The sequence below is a fragment of the Paraburkholderia xenovorans LB400 genome, assembly GCF_000013645.1.
In the GTDB taxonomy this organism is placed as follows: Bacteria; Pseudomonadota; Gammaproteobacteria; order Burkholderiales; family Burkholderiaceae; genus Paraburkholderia; species Paraburkholderia xenovorans.
This window is the reverse complement of sequence record NC_007953.1, coordinates 1,411,790-1,428,573: the sequence shown is the minus strand read 5'-3', so window position 1 is coordinate 1,428,573 and position 16,784 is coordinate 1,411,790. Positions and strand designations below refer to the sequence as shown.

The window sequence follows — 16,784 nt, the reverse complement described above, 5'->3', positions numbered from 1 at the left end:
CTAACTGACGCCACTACGGCAATCATCCCGGGCGCCTTTACGCGGATCAGTGACACATCAAACATTCAGATGAACGCGCTTGCGAGCGCCATGAATTCTGACGCACCCTCTCTCTTCTCCGGTATCAACGTTATCCAGACAATGACAGTATTCCAGATCACAGGCGCTCTGCTCGCGGTCGTTGCCGTCTTCGGCGTTATCAACTATCGCTTTATTAAACTGCCCGACACGTTGGGGATTACCGCGGTCGGGCTGGTTGTCTGTCTGGGTATATCGGCGCTCGGTTTTTATTACCCGACCATGGCGGTCGTTGCCAGAAAGATTGTGACGCAGATCGACTTCGCCGATATCGTCTTTCACGGCCTGCTCGGTTTTTTGCTGTTCGCGGGCGCACTGCACGTCGACCTCTCACGCATGCGCACACAGCGGCGCGCGGTGCTGTTGCTCGCGACAATCGGCGTGCTGATATCCGTGGCGCTCGTCGGCCTGGGGTTCTTTTACGTCACGCAATGGCTTGGACATCCGGTGAGTCTTCTCTGGTGCCTGGCGTTCGGGGCGCTGATCTCCCCGACCGATCCGATCGCCGTTCTTAGCGTACTCAAGGGCGCTGGCGCGCCCGAGAGCCTCGAAACCAAGATCACAGGAGAGGCGCTCTTTAACGATGGGACGGCCGTCGTCGCATTCGTGACGCTGGTCGGGCTTGCCAGCGGTGCGAATGAATTCTCCGCGACGGCCGTGGCCATCGATCTGCTTCGTGAGATTGCCGGGGCATTGATCCTTGGCGTGAGCCTCGGGTTCGCCGCATCGCTGCTGCTGCGCGGCATCGACAGCTACCCGGTCGAGATCCTGATCACGCTCGCGCTTGCCACCGGCGGATACAGTCTGGCCGAGACGCTGCACGTCTCCGCACCGCTTGCCGTCGTGATCATGGGTCTTGTCATCGGCAATCATGGCGCGCTTACATCGATGTCGGAGAAAACACGCGAGCATCTGTTCAGCTTCTGGGAGCTGCTCGACGAACTGCTCAATCTGGTGTTGTTTGGTTTAATCGGGCTGGAGATCATTGCGCTATCGCTACATCAGCACATTGTCCGGCTGGGGCTGGCTGCGATTCCCGTGGTTCTGGTTGCGCGCGGCATCAGTGTGTCGATACCGTTGTTTGCATTGCAGAATTTCCGACGGGTCAATCCCCATTCGGCGCTTATGCTGACGTGGGGCGGTTTGCGCGGAGGTATTTCAATCGCGCTCGCGCTGTCGTTACCCGATTTTCATGGCCGGGACATGTTCATCGGGGTCACGTACCTCGTGGTCGTCTTCAGTCTGCTGATTCAGGCGACCACGCTGGGACCGCTGGTCAGGCGGCTTAACCGGCGGTAGCGGCGTATCGGGTGCTAACGGCGTTTCTGAACAGGCAAGACACCACCTTCTGCAATCACCCCTCCCATGAAGCTCAATCATGTGAGCTTCTCCTCGTCCGATATGAGCGCCACCGGTACCTTCTTCGAGCTGGCGTCTTCCGGCGATGTGCGCACGCTGTATGAACAGAGGGTCGCCGCGGCGTCGTGATGAAAACCGACGTGTTCAAGCCTGAGCGCGGCTCGCGGTTTCTCCGCCAAGTACCTGGCGGCGCGCTCGTCGAATCAATACCTGCCCGCATGCCGATGAGAAGTATCGTGGCACCTTCGACCTCTGACATCCTCGCGCCAACCTGGATGCTGGGATTCGGTTACTCCACCCGGCGTGCCGACTGCCCGCGCAGGTAGGGTCCGGCGTGGCCGAAGCGGCGGCGAAGGTTTCTGTAATGTCGGATAAGTCTCGGCGTTACCGGGCACCCGGGAAGCGACCCCGCGTCGCTTGCGCCTGCCGCCGACACTGGGGAATGTCTGAGCTTGAGCCGCGGCTCGCCAGCGTCGTAAAATCGTCGCACATCGGTTCCGGAGGCCCAGCAATGTGTCTGGCTTCTCTTTGCGATTTCGGTCGCGAAACCTTGCGCCGCCTGCCGCCTGGGCCTTCAGCGTGTCGCGATGAGACCGGCTGCGGTCGCGGAATTATCGTCAGATCCGCGCCGTGACCTCGCTCATTTCCGTCAAAAGACTCAACAAGAGCTTTCCCGGCGTGAGGGCGCTTCACGAAGTCCAGTTCGAGCTCATGGCGGGGGAAGTCCATGCGCTGATGGGCGAGAACGGCGCTGGCAAGTCGACGCTGATGAAAATCCTTGCCGGGGTGTATACCCGGGATTCGGGTGAAATCCTCTACGACGGCCAGCCGGTCGAATTCCTGAGCCCGCGCGACGCGCAGGCCGTGGGCGTCGGCATCATTCATCAGGAACTCCAGTTGATGAATCATCTGACCGTCGCGCAGAATATTTTCATCGGCCGCGAGCCGCGCGGGCGCCTTGGCCTGTTGCTCGACGAAGACAGGCTCAATGCGCAGGCGGCCGCCATTCTGGCACGCATGCATGTGAGTCTCGACCCGCGCGCGGTGGTCGGTGCACTCACCGTGGCGCGGCAGCAGATGGTCGAGATCGCGAAGGCTTTGTCCTTCGATTCGCGCGTCCTGATCATGGACGAGCCCACCTCGGCGTTGAACGACGCCGAGATCGCCGAACTGTTCCGCATCATCCGCGAGCTGAAGAGCCGGGGCGTCGGCATCGTCTATATCTCGCACAAGATGGATGAGCTCAAGCAGATTGCCGACCGCGTCACCGTCATGCGCGACGGCGAATATGTGGCCACCGTGGCCGCCAGGGACACCAGCGTCGAAGCGATCATTGGCATGATGGTCGGGCGCACCTTGACCGACATCGCGCCGTCCCACAGTGTGGCGGACCAGGGCGAGATCGCGCTGGAGGTCAGGAATCTGAATGCCGGCCCACTGGTCAGGGACGTGAGCTTCGCATTGCGCAAAGGCGAAATACTGGGCTTTGCCGGTTTGATGGGCGCCGGTCGCACCGAAGTCGCCCGGGCGGTGTTCGGCGCCGATCCGGTCGAATCCGGCGAGATCGTCGTGAACGGCGCCAGGGCGACCATCAGAACGCCGAGCGACGCGGTGGCGCACGGCATCGGCTATCTGTCGGAAGACCGCAAACGCTTTGGTCTTGCGACCGGCATGGATGTCGAATCGAACATCGTCATGTCCAACCTGCGCAAATTCCTGTCGCTCAACTTCTTCTTGCGCCGTGCGCAGATACGCCGGACAGCCAGCCATTTCATCAGTCTGCTCGGCATTCGCACGCCTTCGGCGACCCAGGCGGTGCGGCTTCTGTCGGGCGGCAATCAGCAGAAGATCGTCATTGCGAAATGGCTTGAGCGCGACTGCGACGTTCTCTTTTTCGACGAGCCGACGCGTGGCATCGACGTCGGCGCCAAGAATGAAATCTACAAGCTGCTGCGCTCGCTCGCGGGGGAGGGCAAGGCGGTCGTGATGATCTCGTCGGAACTGCCGGAAATCCTGCGCATGAGCGACCGGGTCATCGTGATGTGCGAGGGCCGCATTACCGGCGAACTCTCAGCCGCGGAGGCGACCCAGGAGCGCATCATGCATCTGGCGACGCGGCGCGAAACCTTGAAAACGGCGGCCTGAGTCTCAAGAGATCGATATGACATTGCCATCGGATACCTCAGCGCTCGGGCGGGAAGGACGCTACGCCGGCCTTCGGGCCCGCGTCTTCTCGCCGACCGCTTTGCAGAAGCTGCTCGCCTTCGCGAGCCTGCTACTGATGCTGATCTTTTTCAGCTTCGCTTCGCCATCTTTCATGCAGATGGACAACATGCTCGGCATTCTGCAGGCGACGGCGGTCAACGGCGTGCTGGCGATTGCCTGCACGTTTGTCATCATTACCGGCGGCATCGATTTGTCCGTCGGCACGCTGATGACCTTCACGGCGGTCATCTGCGGCGTATTTCTCAGCTCCTGGCATTTGCCGATGTGGACCGGCGTCGTGGCGGCGATCGGCACTGGCGCAATCTGCGGGACCGTTTCAGGAACGCTCACGGCGAAAATGAAAATACCGCCGTTCATTGCCACCCTGGGCATGATGATGCTGCTCAAAGGGCTCTCGCTCGTCGTCTCGGCCGACAAGCCGATCTATTTCACCGACACCGAAAACTTCTACCGGATCTCGCAGGATTCATTGATCGGCTATATCGTGCCGAGCCTGCCCATTCCGAACGCGGTCCTGATCCTGTTTTTCCTTGCGGTGGTGAGTTCGATCACGCTCAATCGCACGGCGCTCGGCCGTTACACGTTTGCACTCGGCAGCAACGAGGAAGCCGTGCGCCTTTCCGGCGTGAATGTGGACCGGTGGAAAATCGCCATTTATGGCCTGAGCGGGGCGATTTGCGGCATCGCCGGGCTGCTCATCGCGTCGCGCCTGAATTCGGCCCAGCCCGCGTTGGGCCAGGGCTATGAGCTCGAAGCGATCGCCGCCGTGGTGATCGGCGGCACGTCGTTAAGCGGCGGTTCCGGCACGATGCTGGGCACGATCATCGGCGCCTTCATCATGAGCGTGCTGACCAACGGCCTGCGCATCATGTCCGTCGCGCAGGAATGGCAGATCGTCGTGACAGGCCTCATCATCATTCTCGCGGTCTACGCCGATATTCTGCGACGCAGGAAGAGCTGACGCTGAGCCGGACAATTTCAAAGAAGGGGCGCGCAAAGGCTCCCCCACAGGCTGTAGGTTGATGGTCCACCCCAGGAGGAGAAATTCCATGTTGAATCGAAGAATATCCGGTGTCGTGGTCGGCTTGAGCGCGCTCATTGGCGGAGCGAATCTTGCGCATGCGGATGACGTTTATATTCCGCTCATTTCGAAAGGCTTCCAGCACCAGTTCTGGCAGGCCGTCAAAGCCGGCGCCGAGCAATCGGCCAGGGAGCACAACGTCAGGATCACATTCGAGGGCCCGGAAACCGAGGCCATGGTCGACAAACAGATCGACATGCTGTCGGCCGCGCTCGCCAAGAAGCCCCAGGCGCTCGGCATTGCCGCGCTCGACAGCAAGGCGGCCATTCCGCTTCTGAAAAGGGCGCAGTCCTCGAAAATACCGGTTATCGCCTTCGATTCCGGCGTCGACAGCGACATTCCGCTGACCACCTGCGCGACGGACAATCTTGCCGCGGCCGCGCTCGCCGCCGACAAGATGGCCGAGGCGATCGGCAATGCCGGTGAAGTCGCGGTGATCGTGCACGACCAGACCAGCCGCACCGGCGTCGATCGCCGTGACGGTTTCCTGAATCAGATGAAGGCGAAGCATCCCAACATCAGGATCGTTTCCGTACAGTACGGCGGCGGCGACCATTTGAAGTCGGCGGAGATCGCCAAGACGATGATCCAGGCCAATCCCAATCTCAAGGGCATTTTTGGCGCCAATGAAGGCTCGGCGGAAGGCGCGGCGATCGGTGTCAAGGAATCGGGCAAGAAGCTCGTGCTGATCGGCTTCGACTCCGGCAAGGAGCAAAAGACGGACATCACGTCGGGTCTGATGCTGGGCGCCATCACACAGAATCCGGTCGGCATCGGCAAGTGCGTGGTGGACTCCGCGGTGAAGGCACTCAAAGGCGAGAAGTTGCCGGCGAAAATCGACACGGGCTTCTTCTGGTACGACAAGAACAATATGAGCGATCCCAGGATCGCCGCCGTGCTCTACGATTGACGATTGCCATCAAGGCGCGACAAGCGGGGAAGGACGCATCGCTCTTCCCTGGCTTTTGTCCGTCGCATCGCGGCGAGAAAGGCCGTAAGTTGAGTTTGCAACGTACCCTTCCGTTCCGCCTTCGCTCAGAGGCCGTACAGGCTGCAATAGGGCTCATAGGGCTCATAGGCGGAAGTCGATAGCTGTCGCCCAGGAGCGTGTTCAGATGACGACAATCACCAGGCTGTCTGTCCGGGACATCCGGTTTCCGACCTCGCGTTCACTCGACGGTTCCGACGCGATGAACGCCGCGCCGGACTACTCCGCGGCCTACGTGACGCTCGAGACGGATTCGCCTCAGGCGCTCACCGGCCACGGCCTCACCTTCACGATCGGGCGCGGCAACGAGATCTGCGTGAGCGCGGTGCAGGCGCTTGCTCCGCTGATCGTGGGCAAAACGCTCGAGGATATTGCTGCTGACATGGGCGCGTTCTGGCGCGCGCTGACATCCGACAGCCAGTTGCGCTGGATCGGCCCGGACAAGGGCGCGATTCATCTGGCGACCGCGGCTGTGGTGAACGCGACCTGGGATCTCTGGGCAAAAGCTGAAGGCAAGCCGGTGTGGAAGCTGCTCGTCGACATGAGCCCGGAAGAGCTGGTGCGTTGCGTCGATTTCCGCTATGTGACCGACGCGATCACGCCGCACGAAGCCATCGCGATGCTGCATCGCCATGCGAAGACCCGCGGCGAGCGCGAGAAGGAAATGCGCGCGCACGGCTATCCGGCCTACACGACGTCGGCCGGCTGGCTCGGCTATGACGACGACAAGATCCGCCGGCTCGCCCGTGAAGGCGTCGCGCAGGGCTGGACGCATTTCAAGCAGAAAGTGGGCGGCAATCTCGAAGAAGATGTGCGCCGGGCCCGCATCCTGCGTGAAGAAATCGGCGAAGACCGGAAGCTGATGATGGATGCAAACCAGGTGTGGGATGTCGACGAAGCGATCGCGAACATGCGGCGCCTCGCGCAGTTCGATCCGTGGTGGATCGAGGAACCCACCAGCCCCGACGACATTCTCGGGCATGCGGCCATCCGCCAGCGGCTTCAGCCGATCGGCGTCGCGACGGGCGAGCACTGTCACAACCGTGTGATGTTCAAGCAGTTGCTGCAAGCGCATGCAATCGACTTCTGCCAGGTAGATAGCTGCCGCCTGGGCGGTCTGAACGAAGTGATCGTCGTGCTGCTGATGGCGGCGAAATTCGGCGTGCCTGTGTGTCCACACGCGGGTGGCGTCGGCTTATGCGAGTACGTCCAGCATATTTCGCTTTTCGACTATATCTGCGTGTCGGCATCGCTGGAAAACCGGGTGCTCGAGTACGTGGATCATCTGCATGAGCATTTCGTCGATCCTGTGGTGATCCGCAACGGGCGTTACATGCCGCCTGAACGTCCCGGCTACAGCATCGAAATGCATGCGGCGTCGCTCGATCAGTATGACTTTCCGGAGGGCGCGGCCTGGCGGCCCTGAACGGCCATCCACAAGGCCGTGCGCCGAGGTCGCGCCACGCCTGTCCGATGAACGGGACAGGCGCGCGCACTCATACCGCTGTTCAGTTCGACACGTAAGCGAATCTCCGACTCATGCGAGCGCTGCCGGTCTGGAATCATGGGGTCGAGACTGCGCAGCCTTGAAAACGGCGGAATGACCCCGTAGCGCCTGGCGGGCCTACGCGGAATGCCGTGGTGCGGGCTGACTTCGCAGTGCCATTGCGATCGCTTGCGCGGCAGCTTTGCGCATCGCGTCATAGGCCGCCTCGCGACTGGAGATGGCCGACCTGAGCACCGTGACGGCGGCCCGACAGTCGGCGGAAGCAGGCTCCAGCGTGCGCGAGCAGCTGAAGCCTGATGCTTTACTCCCGATGACCGATGCGTGATTCATCACGCGACTTGCGCGTTGGAGTTCATATCTTCACTCACGCCGAAGCAACGCGAAATCAGCAGCTTATGCGAGCCGCCATCAAGCGGCACGCGCACCCGTTCATCGCCGCATTCGAGACTCGCGCCGTCGAGCATCACACGCATCGCGTCGCCCCCGTCAGCCGATTCGACGCGCACCTCATAGCGCGTCGAATGCATCGTCACGGTGGCTTCAAACCCCGGCCACGTGTCCGGAATACAAGGATCGACCACCAGAAAATCCCCCTCGCGACAAACCCCAAGAATGCCCTCGACACCCGCCCGGTACATCCATCCCGCGGATCCCGTGTACCAGGTCCAGCCACCGCGACCGGCATGCGGCGCCACGGAATAAACGTCGGCGGCAACGACATAGGGCTCGACTTTGTAGCGGTCGACTTCCAGCGGTGTGCGCGCATGATTGATGGGATTAAGCAGTGAAAACAACGCGGCGGCCTTGTTGCCCTCGCCCAATCCCGTCAACGCGAGCACCGCCCACATCGCTGCGTGACTATACTGGCCGCCGTTTTCACGCAGCCCCGGCGGATAACCCTTGATATAACCCGGATCGTGCGAGGTCTTATCGAACGGAGGCGTGAACAGCAAAGCGAGCGCGTCGTCGTGACGGATCAGGTGCTTTTCCAGCGAGGCCATTGCCAGCGCCGCGTGCGCTGGATCCGCCGCGCCGGACAACACCGCCCACGACTGCGCGATTGAATCGATCTGGCACTCGTCACTGTCGTTCGAGCCAAGCCACCTGCCGTCGTCGAACGTCGCGCGGCGATACCATTGGCCGTCCCATGCGTCACGCTCCAGCGATTCGCGCAACGAGGCCGCATGAGCGCGCCAGCGTGCAGCACGCGCCACCGCAGCCGGATCGCGCAATTCAGCCAGCGGTGCGAACAGCTCAACGGTCCGCAACAGCAGCCAGCCGAGCCATACGCTCTCTCCGTTGCCGCCTGCGCCGACCCCGTTCATCCCGTCGTTCCAGTCGCCGGTACCGATCAGCGGCAACCCGTGCGCGCCGGTCAGTTCGATGCATTGATCCAGGCCGCGCGCGCAGTGTTCGAACAACGATGCCGATTCATCCGCGACCATCGGCTGAAAGAAAGCATCGTGCTCGCCAGGCCGCAGCAGCGGTCCGTCGAGGAACGGTACGATCTCGTCGAGAATCGCGACGTCGCCCGCACAGCGGACATAAGTCGCCGTCGCGAACGCGAGCCACACGCGGTCATCGGAAATTCTCGTGCGCACGCCCTGGCCCGTTTGCGGCAACCACCAATGCTGGAAATCGCCTTCCACAAACTGTCGCGCCGCGGCGCGCAGCAAATGCCGACGCGTCTCGTCCGGCCGCACATGCGTCAACGCCATGCCATCCTGCAACTGGTCACGGAACCCGTAGGCGCCACTCGCCTGATAGAACGCCGAGCGCGCCCAGATACGGCACGCGAGCGTTTGATACAGCAGCCAGCCGTTCAGCATCAGGTCCATCGCGCGGTCGGGCGTTTTCACCTGGATGGCGCCGAGCACGTTGCGCCAGTGGCTCGTCACCTCGGCGAGAACGGCGTCAAGATCAGCCTTGCGATAGCGTTCGATCAGCGCGCGCGCCTGTTCGGCGGACGCGCATTGGCCGACGAACGACACCACTTCGACGATTTCGCCCACGCCCAGCTCAATCACGTCCTGCAATGCCGCGCAGGGATCAAGGCCCGCGCCGGTCGCGCCGGACAGACGTGCATTGCCGCTCAGCGCGGCGGGTGCCGCGCCGCGGCCGTTACGGCCGAGAAATTCCGTGCGATCCGCCGTCCACGCGGTCTGCCGGCCGCCAAGATCGGCGAACGCGACGCGCCCGGCGAACCCCATGCTCCACGGATTGCGCGCCAGCATCGCGCCGGTCGCGGAGTCGATCTCCGTCACGATGAAAGGACCGGATGCGCCGCGCGAGGTGCCGAGCACCCATTCCGTCCACGCCGTCACCGACAGCCGGCGCGGTCTCGCGGACAGATTGCGCAACGTCAGCCGGGAAATTTTCAGCGGGTCGGCGAGCGGCACGTATTGCAGCAAGTCGAGTGCGATGCCGTTCGCGTCGTGTTCGAAGCGGCTATAGCCGTGCCCATGACGTGCGACATAGATCCCGCCATCGCGGATCGGCTGCGCGGTTGCGCCCCATACCTCGCCCGTGATTTCGTCGCGCACATAGATGGCCTCACCGGCTGGGTCCTCGACCGGATCGTTCGACCATGGCGTGAGCTGATTCTCGCGGCTGTTTTCGGCCCACGTGTAACCGCTGCCTTCCGCTGCGACCTGAAAGCCGAAGTCGGGGTTCGCGATCACGTTGATCCATGGTGCAGGTGTCGTCGCACCCGCCGTGAGAACAGTCACGTATTCCCGCCCGTTTTTACCGAAGCCGCCCAGACCGTTGAAGAACTCGAGACTCGACGGCACTGACGAAAGCTCGCGAGGCAGATGAGGCGGCGCGGGCCATGGCGACGACATCGGCGGCTTCTGCCGGCGCAACGCGGAGGGCTGACCCTGAGATTGAGGCAACCGGGCGAGCTGGTCGGCGATCGAGCCGCGACGCGCGATCAACGCGACCCGCGCGACTGATTGCAGCAACGCGCGCGCCTCCATGCTCATCAATTCGGCGCGCAGCGTAAAGACGGCCCCATGCGCGAGTTCTTCGCCGAAACGCGGCCGCGACTGGCTGCTGCGCACGGCTGTTTCTATCGCGCCCTGCAATTCCTGGATATACGACGAAGCGCGTTCGTTGATGATGACGAGATCGACGTCCAGCCGCTTCATCCGCCAGTACTCGTGGGCCCTTAACAACTGCCGGACCTGCGCGATGTCTTCGACCTCGTCTATCCGCAGTAGCACAATCGGCAGGTCGCCGGAAATCGCGTGCGGCCAGAGTCCCGACTGCACGCCGGCCCCGCGAACGATCGTGTCCGACTGCGCCCGGAAACGCGCATCGGCGTAAATGACGGGCGCGGCGAGGCGCTGAAAATCCGCTGCCTCTTCGGCTTCGACATCGAGATGGCGCAACTGCACCTGAGCCTGCGTCCAGGCGAGTGTTTTGGCGCGATCGAACGCATTGCGGTCATGGTGCTGGTCGACCAGGTCGAGCAACAGCGCTCGCGACTCGGCCACCACGGTCCAGAACGTCACGCGTGCGACCTTGCCCGGCGGCACCAGCACGCGATACCTGAGCGCAAAGACCGGATCGAGTACGGTACCCGCGGTATTGGTCAGCGGCTGATCGTCGAAGATCGCCGCCGCCGTGCCGGCGCTGCGCCCGCGCCCGAGAAAGCGCGCGCGATCCGATTCGTATTGCGGGTCGGCGATGATCTCGCCGTCGACCACCGCGAAATGCGCGGCCCACACCTGCTTTTCATCGTGCGAACGCGGACGGCGCGTAGCCAGCAGCGCGCCGAATTCGGCGACGTGCTCGGTCTGGACGAACATTCGCGAGAAGGCCGGGTGGGCGTTGTCGGAGGCCGGCGTCGCGAGCACGATTTCGGCATACGACGTCAGTTCAATCTCGCGTGCGCGGCGTCCGCTGTTCGCCAACGACACGCGCCGCACTTCACCGTCCGCCTCGCCGGAAACCAGCACGTCCATCGTCGTGGTCAACGAGCCGTCACGACGGATGAACTCCGCATGGTCCTCGCCGAATACAACCTCCTCATAGTCGGCTTCGCTGCCCACGGGCTGCGCACCGGCCGACCACGCGTGGCCGCTTTGCGTATCGCGCAGGAAGATGAAGGAGCCCCAGTCGTCGCGGGTCGCGTCTTCGCGCCACCGCGTCACGGCGAGATCGCGCCAACGGCTGTAACCGGCGCCGGTCGCCGTCAGCATGACCGCGTAGTGCCCATTCGACAGCAAGTGCGTCACCGGCGCGGCACCGGCCACAGCCGACGCAGCTAGGCGTCGTACCGTCGACGGGGCGGCACCTGAGACGGCTGCCGCCGTATTCACTTCTTCCGCACGGGGATGCCCAACCGCGACATTGCGCGGCATGCGTTCCTGCAACAACAGTTCGCTCGCCTGAATCATGGGTTCGCGATGGAAGCGCGCACGCATCCGCGCATCGAGCAACGTGTTCGCGATCGACACGATCGTCATACCCTGATGATGCGCCATGAAGTTGCGCACGATTGCCACGTCCGCGTTGTCCGGTAACCGCGAGCGGGTGAAATCGAGTGCTTCGTAGAAACCGTAGCGACCCAGCGCGCCCAGCGCGGCGAGTTGCCCATAGTTCTCCAGCGCGGCCTGCGGGTTGACCATCGCGGCGAGCCCCGTCGCATACGGCGCGATCACGCGGTTCTCTGAAAGCCCGCGCTTCAGACCGAGACCCGGCACGCCGAAATTCGAATACTGGTAGGTGAATTCGATGTCGCGCGCGTTGTACGCCGATTCCGAAATGCCCCACGGAATACCCAGCGAACGCCCATACGACACTTGCCGTTCCACCACCAGACGGTTCGTCTGCTCGAGCAGACTGCCGGCCGGCGCGCGCATGACTAGCGAGGGCATCAGGTATTCGAACATCGACCCCGACCATGAGATCAGCGCCGAACCCTTGCCGACCGGCGTGGCGGCGCGACCGAGGCGGAACCAGTGGCGCGTCGTCACGTCGCCCTTGGCGATGGCGAACAGGCTCGCAAGGCGCGCTTCCGAGGCGAGCAGGTCGTAGCAGTTCAGGTCGAGGCTGTTGTCGGCTTGTGAATAGCCGATCGATAGCAGCTTGCGTTCCGGATCGAGCAGGAACGCGAAGTCCATGTCGAGCGCCAGCGCTCGCGACGTATCGGCGAGCGACTTCAAACGGGCCTGCAGAAGACTGGGCGCCTCGGCAAATTGTTGCCGGTCGCGAGCGTGTTCGACGAGACTTTTGCTCAACGCGTCGACCCAGAACATCAGGTCGGCGCTGCTGGCGTCGCCGCCAGCCGGCACCAGTTCGCGCGTGGCCTTGCCGGCCTTTTCCGTCAGGCGCATGAGCAACGGCGATAGCGCGTCGAGCGTTTGCGGGCCATGCAACTGCGCGCGGATCTCCTCCAGGATTCCCACCAGGTGCGTGCCGCGTTCGCCGCCTGCGGCGGGCAACGCGTCGATGGCGGCGCGTGCGAGCTGCAGGTTGTCCACCATTCCGGACCGCGCGGCCGGCGCGAGCAGATCGTGCTGCCACTCTTCGCACGCATTGGCGACGGCGATCAGATGACCGGCCAGATTGCCGCTATCGACCGACGAAACATAGGCCGGCGCCAGCACCTGGAGATCGAGTGTCCCATACCAGTTATAGAAATGCCCCTTGAAGCGCGCGAGCTTATGCATCGAAGCGAACGTTGCTTCGAGCCGTTCGACGGTTTGCGTCGTCGCCGCCCAGCCGAAATCGCGCGCGGCAATCGCCGATAGCAGATAGAGCCCGAGGTTGGTCGGCGACGTGCGGTGCGCGACGACCGGCGCCGGATCTTCCTGGAAGTTGTCGGGGGGCAGCATGTTTTCTGCCGCTGTCACGAACGTCTCGAAGAAACGCCACGTGCGTCGCGCGATGAGGCGAAGACTGCGCGTGTCCGGGTCCGTCATCGTGAAGCGTCGCGCGACGGTTGGCGAACGGCTCGACCACAGCGCGAACGTGGGCGCGGCGAGCCAGAGCAGCGCGAACGGCAGCACGAGCGGCCAGTGCGACGGTGCGAGCGCGATTGCGCCCGCCGTCAATACAACGCAGAGCGCGACACTGCCCGCCATCTGTCGATAAAAGCCACGCAGATCGAGGCGAGGGCTGCCTGTCGACTGCGCCGCCGTCGTCCATTCGAGCAGCCGACGATGCGTCACGAACAGCCGTGTCAGCGTCCGGACGATCGCATCGCCCATGCGCCACGCGTGGTCAGCGAGGAACGCGGTCGACAGAAAAGTTTGCATGGCGGCGAGCCGCACGTCCGCGGCCAGCACGTCCAGATGATTGCGCAGACGGACGCCACTGCGACGCGGCAGGATGGCGAACAGGGTCGGCAGGAAAGCCGGAATCGCGAGCGCGCCTAGCACCAGCAGCGCGCCTGCAATCCCGGCGCGGAGCGGCATCAGCCAGCATAGGCCAAGCGCGGCGACCATGAAGGGCGCGAGCAGCGAACGGCGCAAATTGTCGAGCATCTTGAAGCGGCCGATCGACGGCATCGCGTGCCGGTCCGAGCCACGATGCCCGACGATCCACGGCAGCAATTGCCAGTCGCCACGCGTCCAGCGATGCTGCCGCTTGCCGATCACGTCGTAACGCGACGGCACTTCCTCGACCACTTCGACGTCCGACGCCAGCCCGGCGCGCGCAAAAATCCCTTCGAACAGGTCGTGACTGAGCAGCGCGTTTTCCGGTACGCGTCCATGTAAAGCCGCTTCAAACGCATCGACATCGTAGATGCCCTTGCCGGTATACGACCCTTCGCCGAACAGGTCCTGATAGACATCGGACACGGCTGCCGCATACGGGTCCATTCCCCCAGGGCCGGAGAAGACGCGCTGATGCAGTGACCCTTCCTGGCCGACGGGCAGCGACGGTGTGACACGCGGCTGCAGAATCGCGTATCCGTTGACGACGCGCTGTTCGGCGTCGCTGAATGTCGGCCGGTTCAGCGGATGCGCCATCTTGCCGATCAGCCGCAGCGCGGCGTCGCGTGGCAGACGGGTATCGGCGTCGAGCGTGATGACGTAGCGCACGTCGGACGGTACCTGCGGCGCGCGGCCGGCGATCGGCATAAAGGTCGTATCCGTCGCACCCCGCAGCAGGCGGTTGAGTTCATGCAGCTTGCCGCGCTTGCGTTCCCAGCCCATCCATCGGTTCTCACTCGCGTTGAACACGCGGCGGCGATGTAGCAGCAGGAAGCGGTTGCCGCCCGGGCTTGGCTCGTAACGGCGGTTCAGTGCTTCGATGGCGTCGGCCGCCACGGCGAGCAGATGCGCATCGCTCGGCAGCACTTCCTGATTCGCATCGAGCCCGTCCGCCAGCAACGCGAAGGACAGGTCGCCACCGGCGCCCGCGAGATGATGCACCTCAAGCCGTTCGATCTGCTCGCGCAGATCGGCTTCGCTCGTCAGGAGCGTCGGCACGGCAACCAGTGTGCGCAACGACGACGGTACGCCGGCAGTCAGTTCAAGACCCGGTAACGTGATTGCGCCAAAGCTCCATGTCACCGCGCGATTGACGAGCGCGGTCGCGATCTCGGTGACGGGCAGAAATCCGCACGCGGCAAAGAGTGCGAATACCAGCGGCGCGAGGCCGCTCGGCGCGAGTATCCACATTGCCCACAACACGAGCGCCAGCAACGTCGCGGCGACCGCCAGGATGGTGCCGACGTAACCACCAATGCCGAGCTGGACGTTGAAGCGGGTGATCCGCAGACGCGCCGGCGGACGGAATCCGATCGCCTGTTCCAGTGCCTGCCGGCCTTCGGCGATCAGATGATAGCCGGGGTCGCCGGCGCGTTCCGCCTGCGCGGCATCGCCCGATGCCTGGGCGGCCGCCCGCGCCGATTCCAGCGCCAGCCCCGCGACTTCGAGTTCGGTGAACGACGAGCCGCGCGCCAGTTGCTCGATTGCACTGCGATACAGATTGCGCGTCGGAAAATCCATCGTGGCAAAGCGGCTGCCCGCGCGCAACCGGGCGTCGACGAGACTCACTTCCTCGAACAGTTCCGCCCAGTCGATGTCCGAAATCAGCCGCATGCTGGTGATCACATTGCGCACGGTGACGTTCGATGCGCCCTGCCGCTGCTGTGCGTGCTGCACGACCTGCTCGATGGACGCACCCTGAAGCCTGAGCCGCTCTTCCAGCCAACCCAGCGCCGGCATGGTGCACGGATCCCGGTCACGCAGCCGTTTGGCGAGCTGCGCGGCGAATAGCTCCGACAACAGGTCTGTCGAGCGCGTGGCAATGTCCGCTTCGAGCGCGGAGCGGGCACCGCCCGATTCGAGCAGACGCTCGGTGAGTGCGTCAGCGTCGGCGCGGGCGCTGCGGCCTGCGGTGATCTGGTCAGCCAGGCGTCGCAGGTTTTCGATCAGCACGATGCGCAGCGTGATCGCCACGGCCCACAATTCGCCGATCGTCAGCGGCTGAACCCGCTGATATGCGCTGATGAAACGCCGCAGGATCTGCGGGTCGAAGTGGCTGTCGGTATGGGCAACGAATGCCCACGCAAGACCAAACACGCGCGGATAGCCCGCGAACGGGCCGGCGGCAAGCTTGGGCAACTGACGGTAATAGCCGGGCGGCAAGTCGTCACGAATCTCGCGGATCTGCGTCTCGACGAGATGATAGTTGTCGAGCAGCCATTCCGCGGCGGGCACCACGCCCCGGCCACTCTCCAGTTCCGCGGCGCTCGCACGGTAGGCCGCGAGCAGGACGGCGGCATTGTCGTTCAGTCGCGTGTGCAGCGATAACACGGCGGGTGGAGTCTTCGTGACCGGCTGCGCGGCGGCGAGGCTCTCCGCATGCTGCTCGATCCGTTCGACGCCGAACAGCTCTTCGCGCACCGGCGCGATGTCGGTCCAGGGCGGCGACGGCAAGCGACGTCCCGCGATATATCGAAGGATTGTTTTCACAGGCGCGCTTCCCGCGATGCCGGCGCGTTCGACGCGGTGGGCCGGCCGCCGGGGCGTGTCACTTGAGCGGCGCGCATGGCGTTCGCCGTCGTTGTATCGGTGGATAGCTCATTGAGGTGGGGCATGATCGGATCTTCCTTCGGGGAGGCCGGACCACGCGTGTCGTGTGGATGCAAGCCTCCGGACTGTGGCTTGATTCCACGGGTACGGACTGCCAGCGGTTCAAAAAACTCCGCCGGAACGATGCGGGTAACGGAATGCGTCAGTCCACCCTATGCGCGAACCGTTGACCGCCATTTGGCGGCGCGCTGAAACGCGGGGATGAACTACGATCAGAACGATGCGGCAATGAATGAGAGGCAGGAACGCTGCCTGGCAGACGCGGTCCCTGGCTGAACACTGCGAAAGAGTGAAGCAGAGAGGGCACGGATCCGTGCCCCGGTGGCCGGCTACTTCTTCCTGGCCGGTTCGCGTGCGGCGATGGTCTTCGGCGCGAGCGCCGGGGACGCACCCGCCGCAGGTGACGCTATCTTTTTGGGTTGCTTAGGTTTTTTGGTCTCGCGATTACCGCGCATTGCGCTCTTTGCCAACATGTTTCTCCTGATTTGC

At 63.5% G+C, this 16,784-nt stretch carries 7 protein-coding genes; 6 read left to right on the top strand and 1 reads right to left on the bottom strand.

Going from position 1 to position 16,784, the window contains the following annotated elements; genetic code table 11:
- The first annotated feature begins 141 nt into the window (after positions 1 to 141).
- From BXE_RS43030 to BXE_RS43010, 6 genes are all read left to right on the top strand, one after another.
- The gene (locus BXE_RS43030) at positions 142 to 1,377 is read left to right on the top strand and encodes a cation:proton antiporter (protein ID WP_040123808.1); all 1,236 of its coding nucleotides are present in this window, start codon (positions 142 to 144) and stop codon (positions 1,375 to 1,377) included.
- Positions 1,378 to 1,443: 66 nt separating this feature from the next.
- Positions 1,444 to 1,566: a hypothetical protein gene (locus tag BXE_RS48035; protein ID WP_267886379.1), complete on the top strand. Its 123-nt coding sequence runs from the start codon at positions 1,444 to 1,446 to the stop codon at positions 1,564 to 1,566.
- Positions 1,567 to 2,067: 501 nt separating this feature from the next.
- Positions 2,068 to 3,582 (top strand): sugar ABC transporter ATP-binding protein, encoded by a 1,515-nt coding sequence (locus BXE_RS43025; protein ID WP_011494426.1) that lies wholly within the window; start codon positions 2,068 to 2,070, stop codon positions 3,580 to 3,582.
- A gap of 16 nt (positions 3,583 to 3,598) precedes the next feature.
- On the top strand, positions 3,599 to 4,624 hold the full coding sequence (locus BXE_RS43020; RefSeq protein ID WP_011494425.1) for an ABC transporter permease: 1,026 nt from the start codon (positions 3,599 to 3,601) through the stop codon (positions 4,622 to 4,624).
- 88 nt (positions 4,625 to 4,712) lie between these two features.
- Entirely contained in the window at positions 4,713 to 5,654 is a 942-nt protein-coding gene (locus BXE_RS43015) for an ABC transporter substrate-binding protein (RefSeq protein WP_011494424.1), read from the top strand.
- 205 nt (positions 5,655 to 5,859) lie between these two features.
- Positions 5,860 to 7,158 carry an L-fuconate dehydratase gene (locus BXE_RS43010; protein WP_011494423.1) on the top strand — a complete coding sequence of 433 codons (1,299 nt, stop codon included), beginning with the start codon at positions 5,860 to 5,862 and terminating at the stop codon, positions 7,156 to 7,158.
- A 410-nt stretch (positions 7,159 to 7,568) separates the two neighbouring features.
- Here the strand turns inward: BXE_RS43010 and BXE_RS43005 are convergent, their stop codons facing one another.
- Positions 7,569 to 16,175 (bottom strand): GH36-type glycosyl hydrolase domain-containing protein, encoded by an 8,607-nt coding sequence (locus BXE_RS43005; RefSeq protein WP_011494422.1) that lies wholly within the window; start codon positions 16,173 to 16,175, stop codon positions 7,569 to 7,571.
- Positions 16,176 to 16,784: the final 609 nt, after the last annotated feature.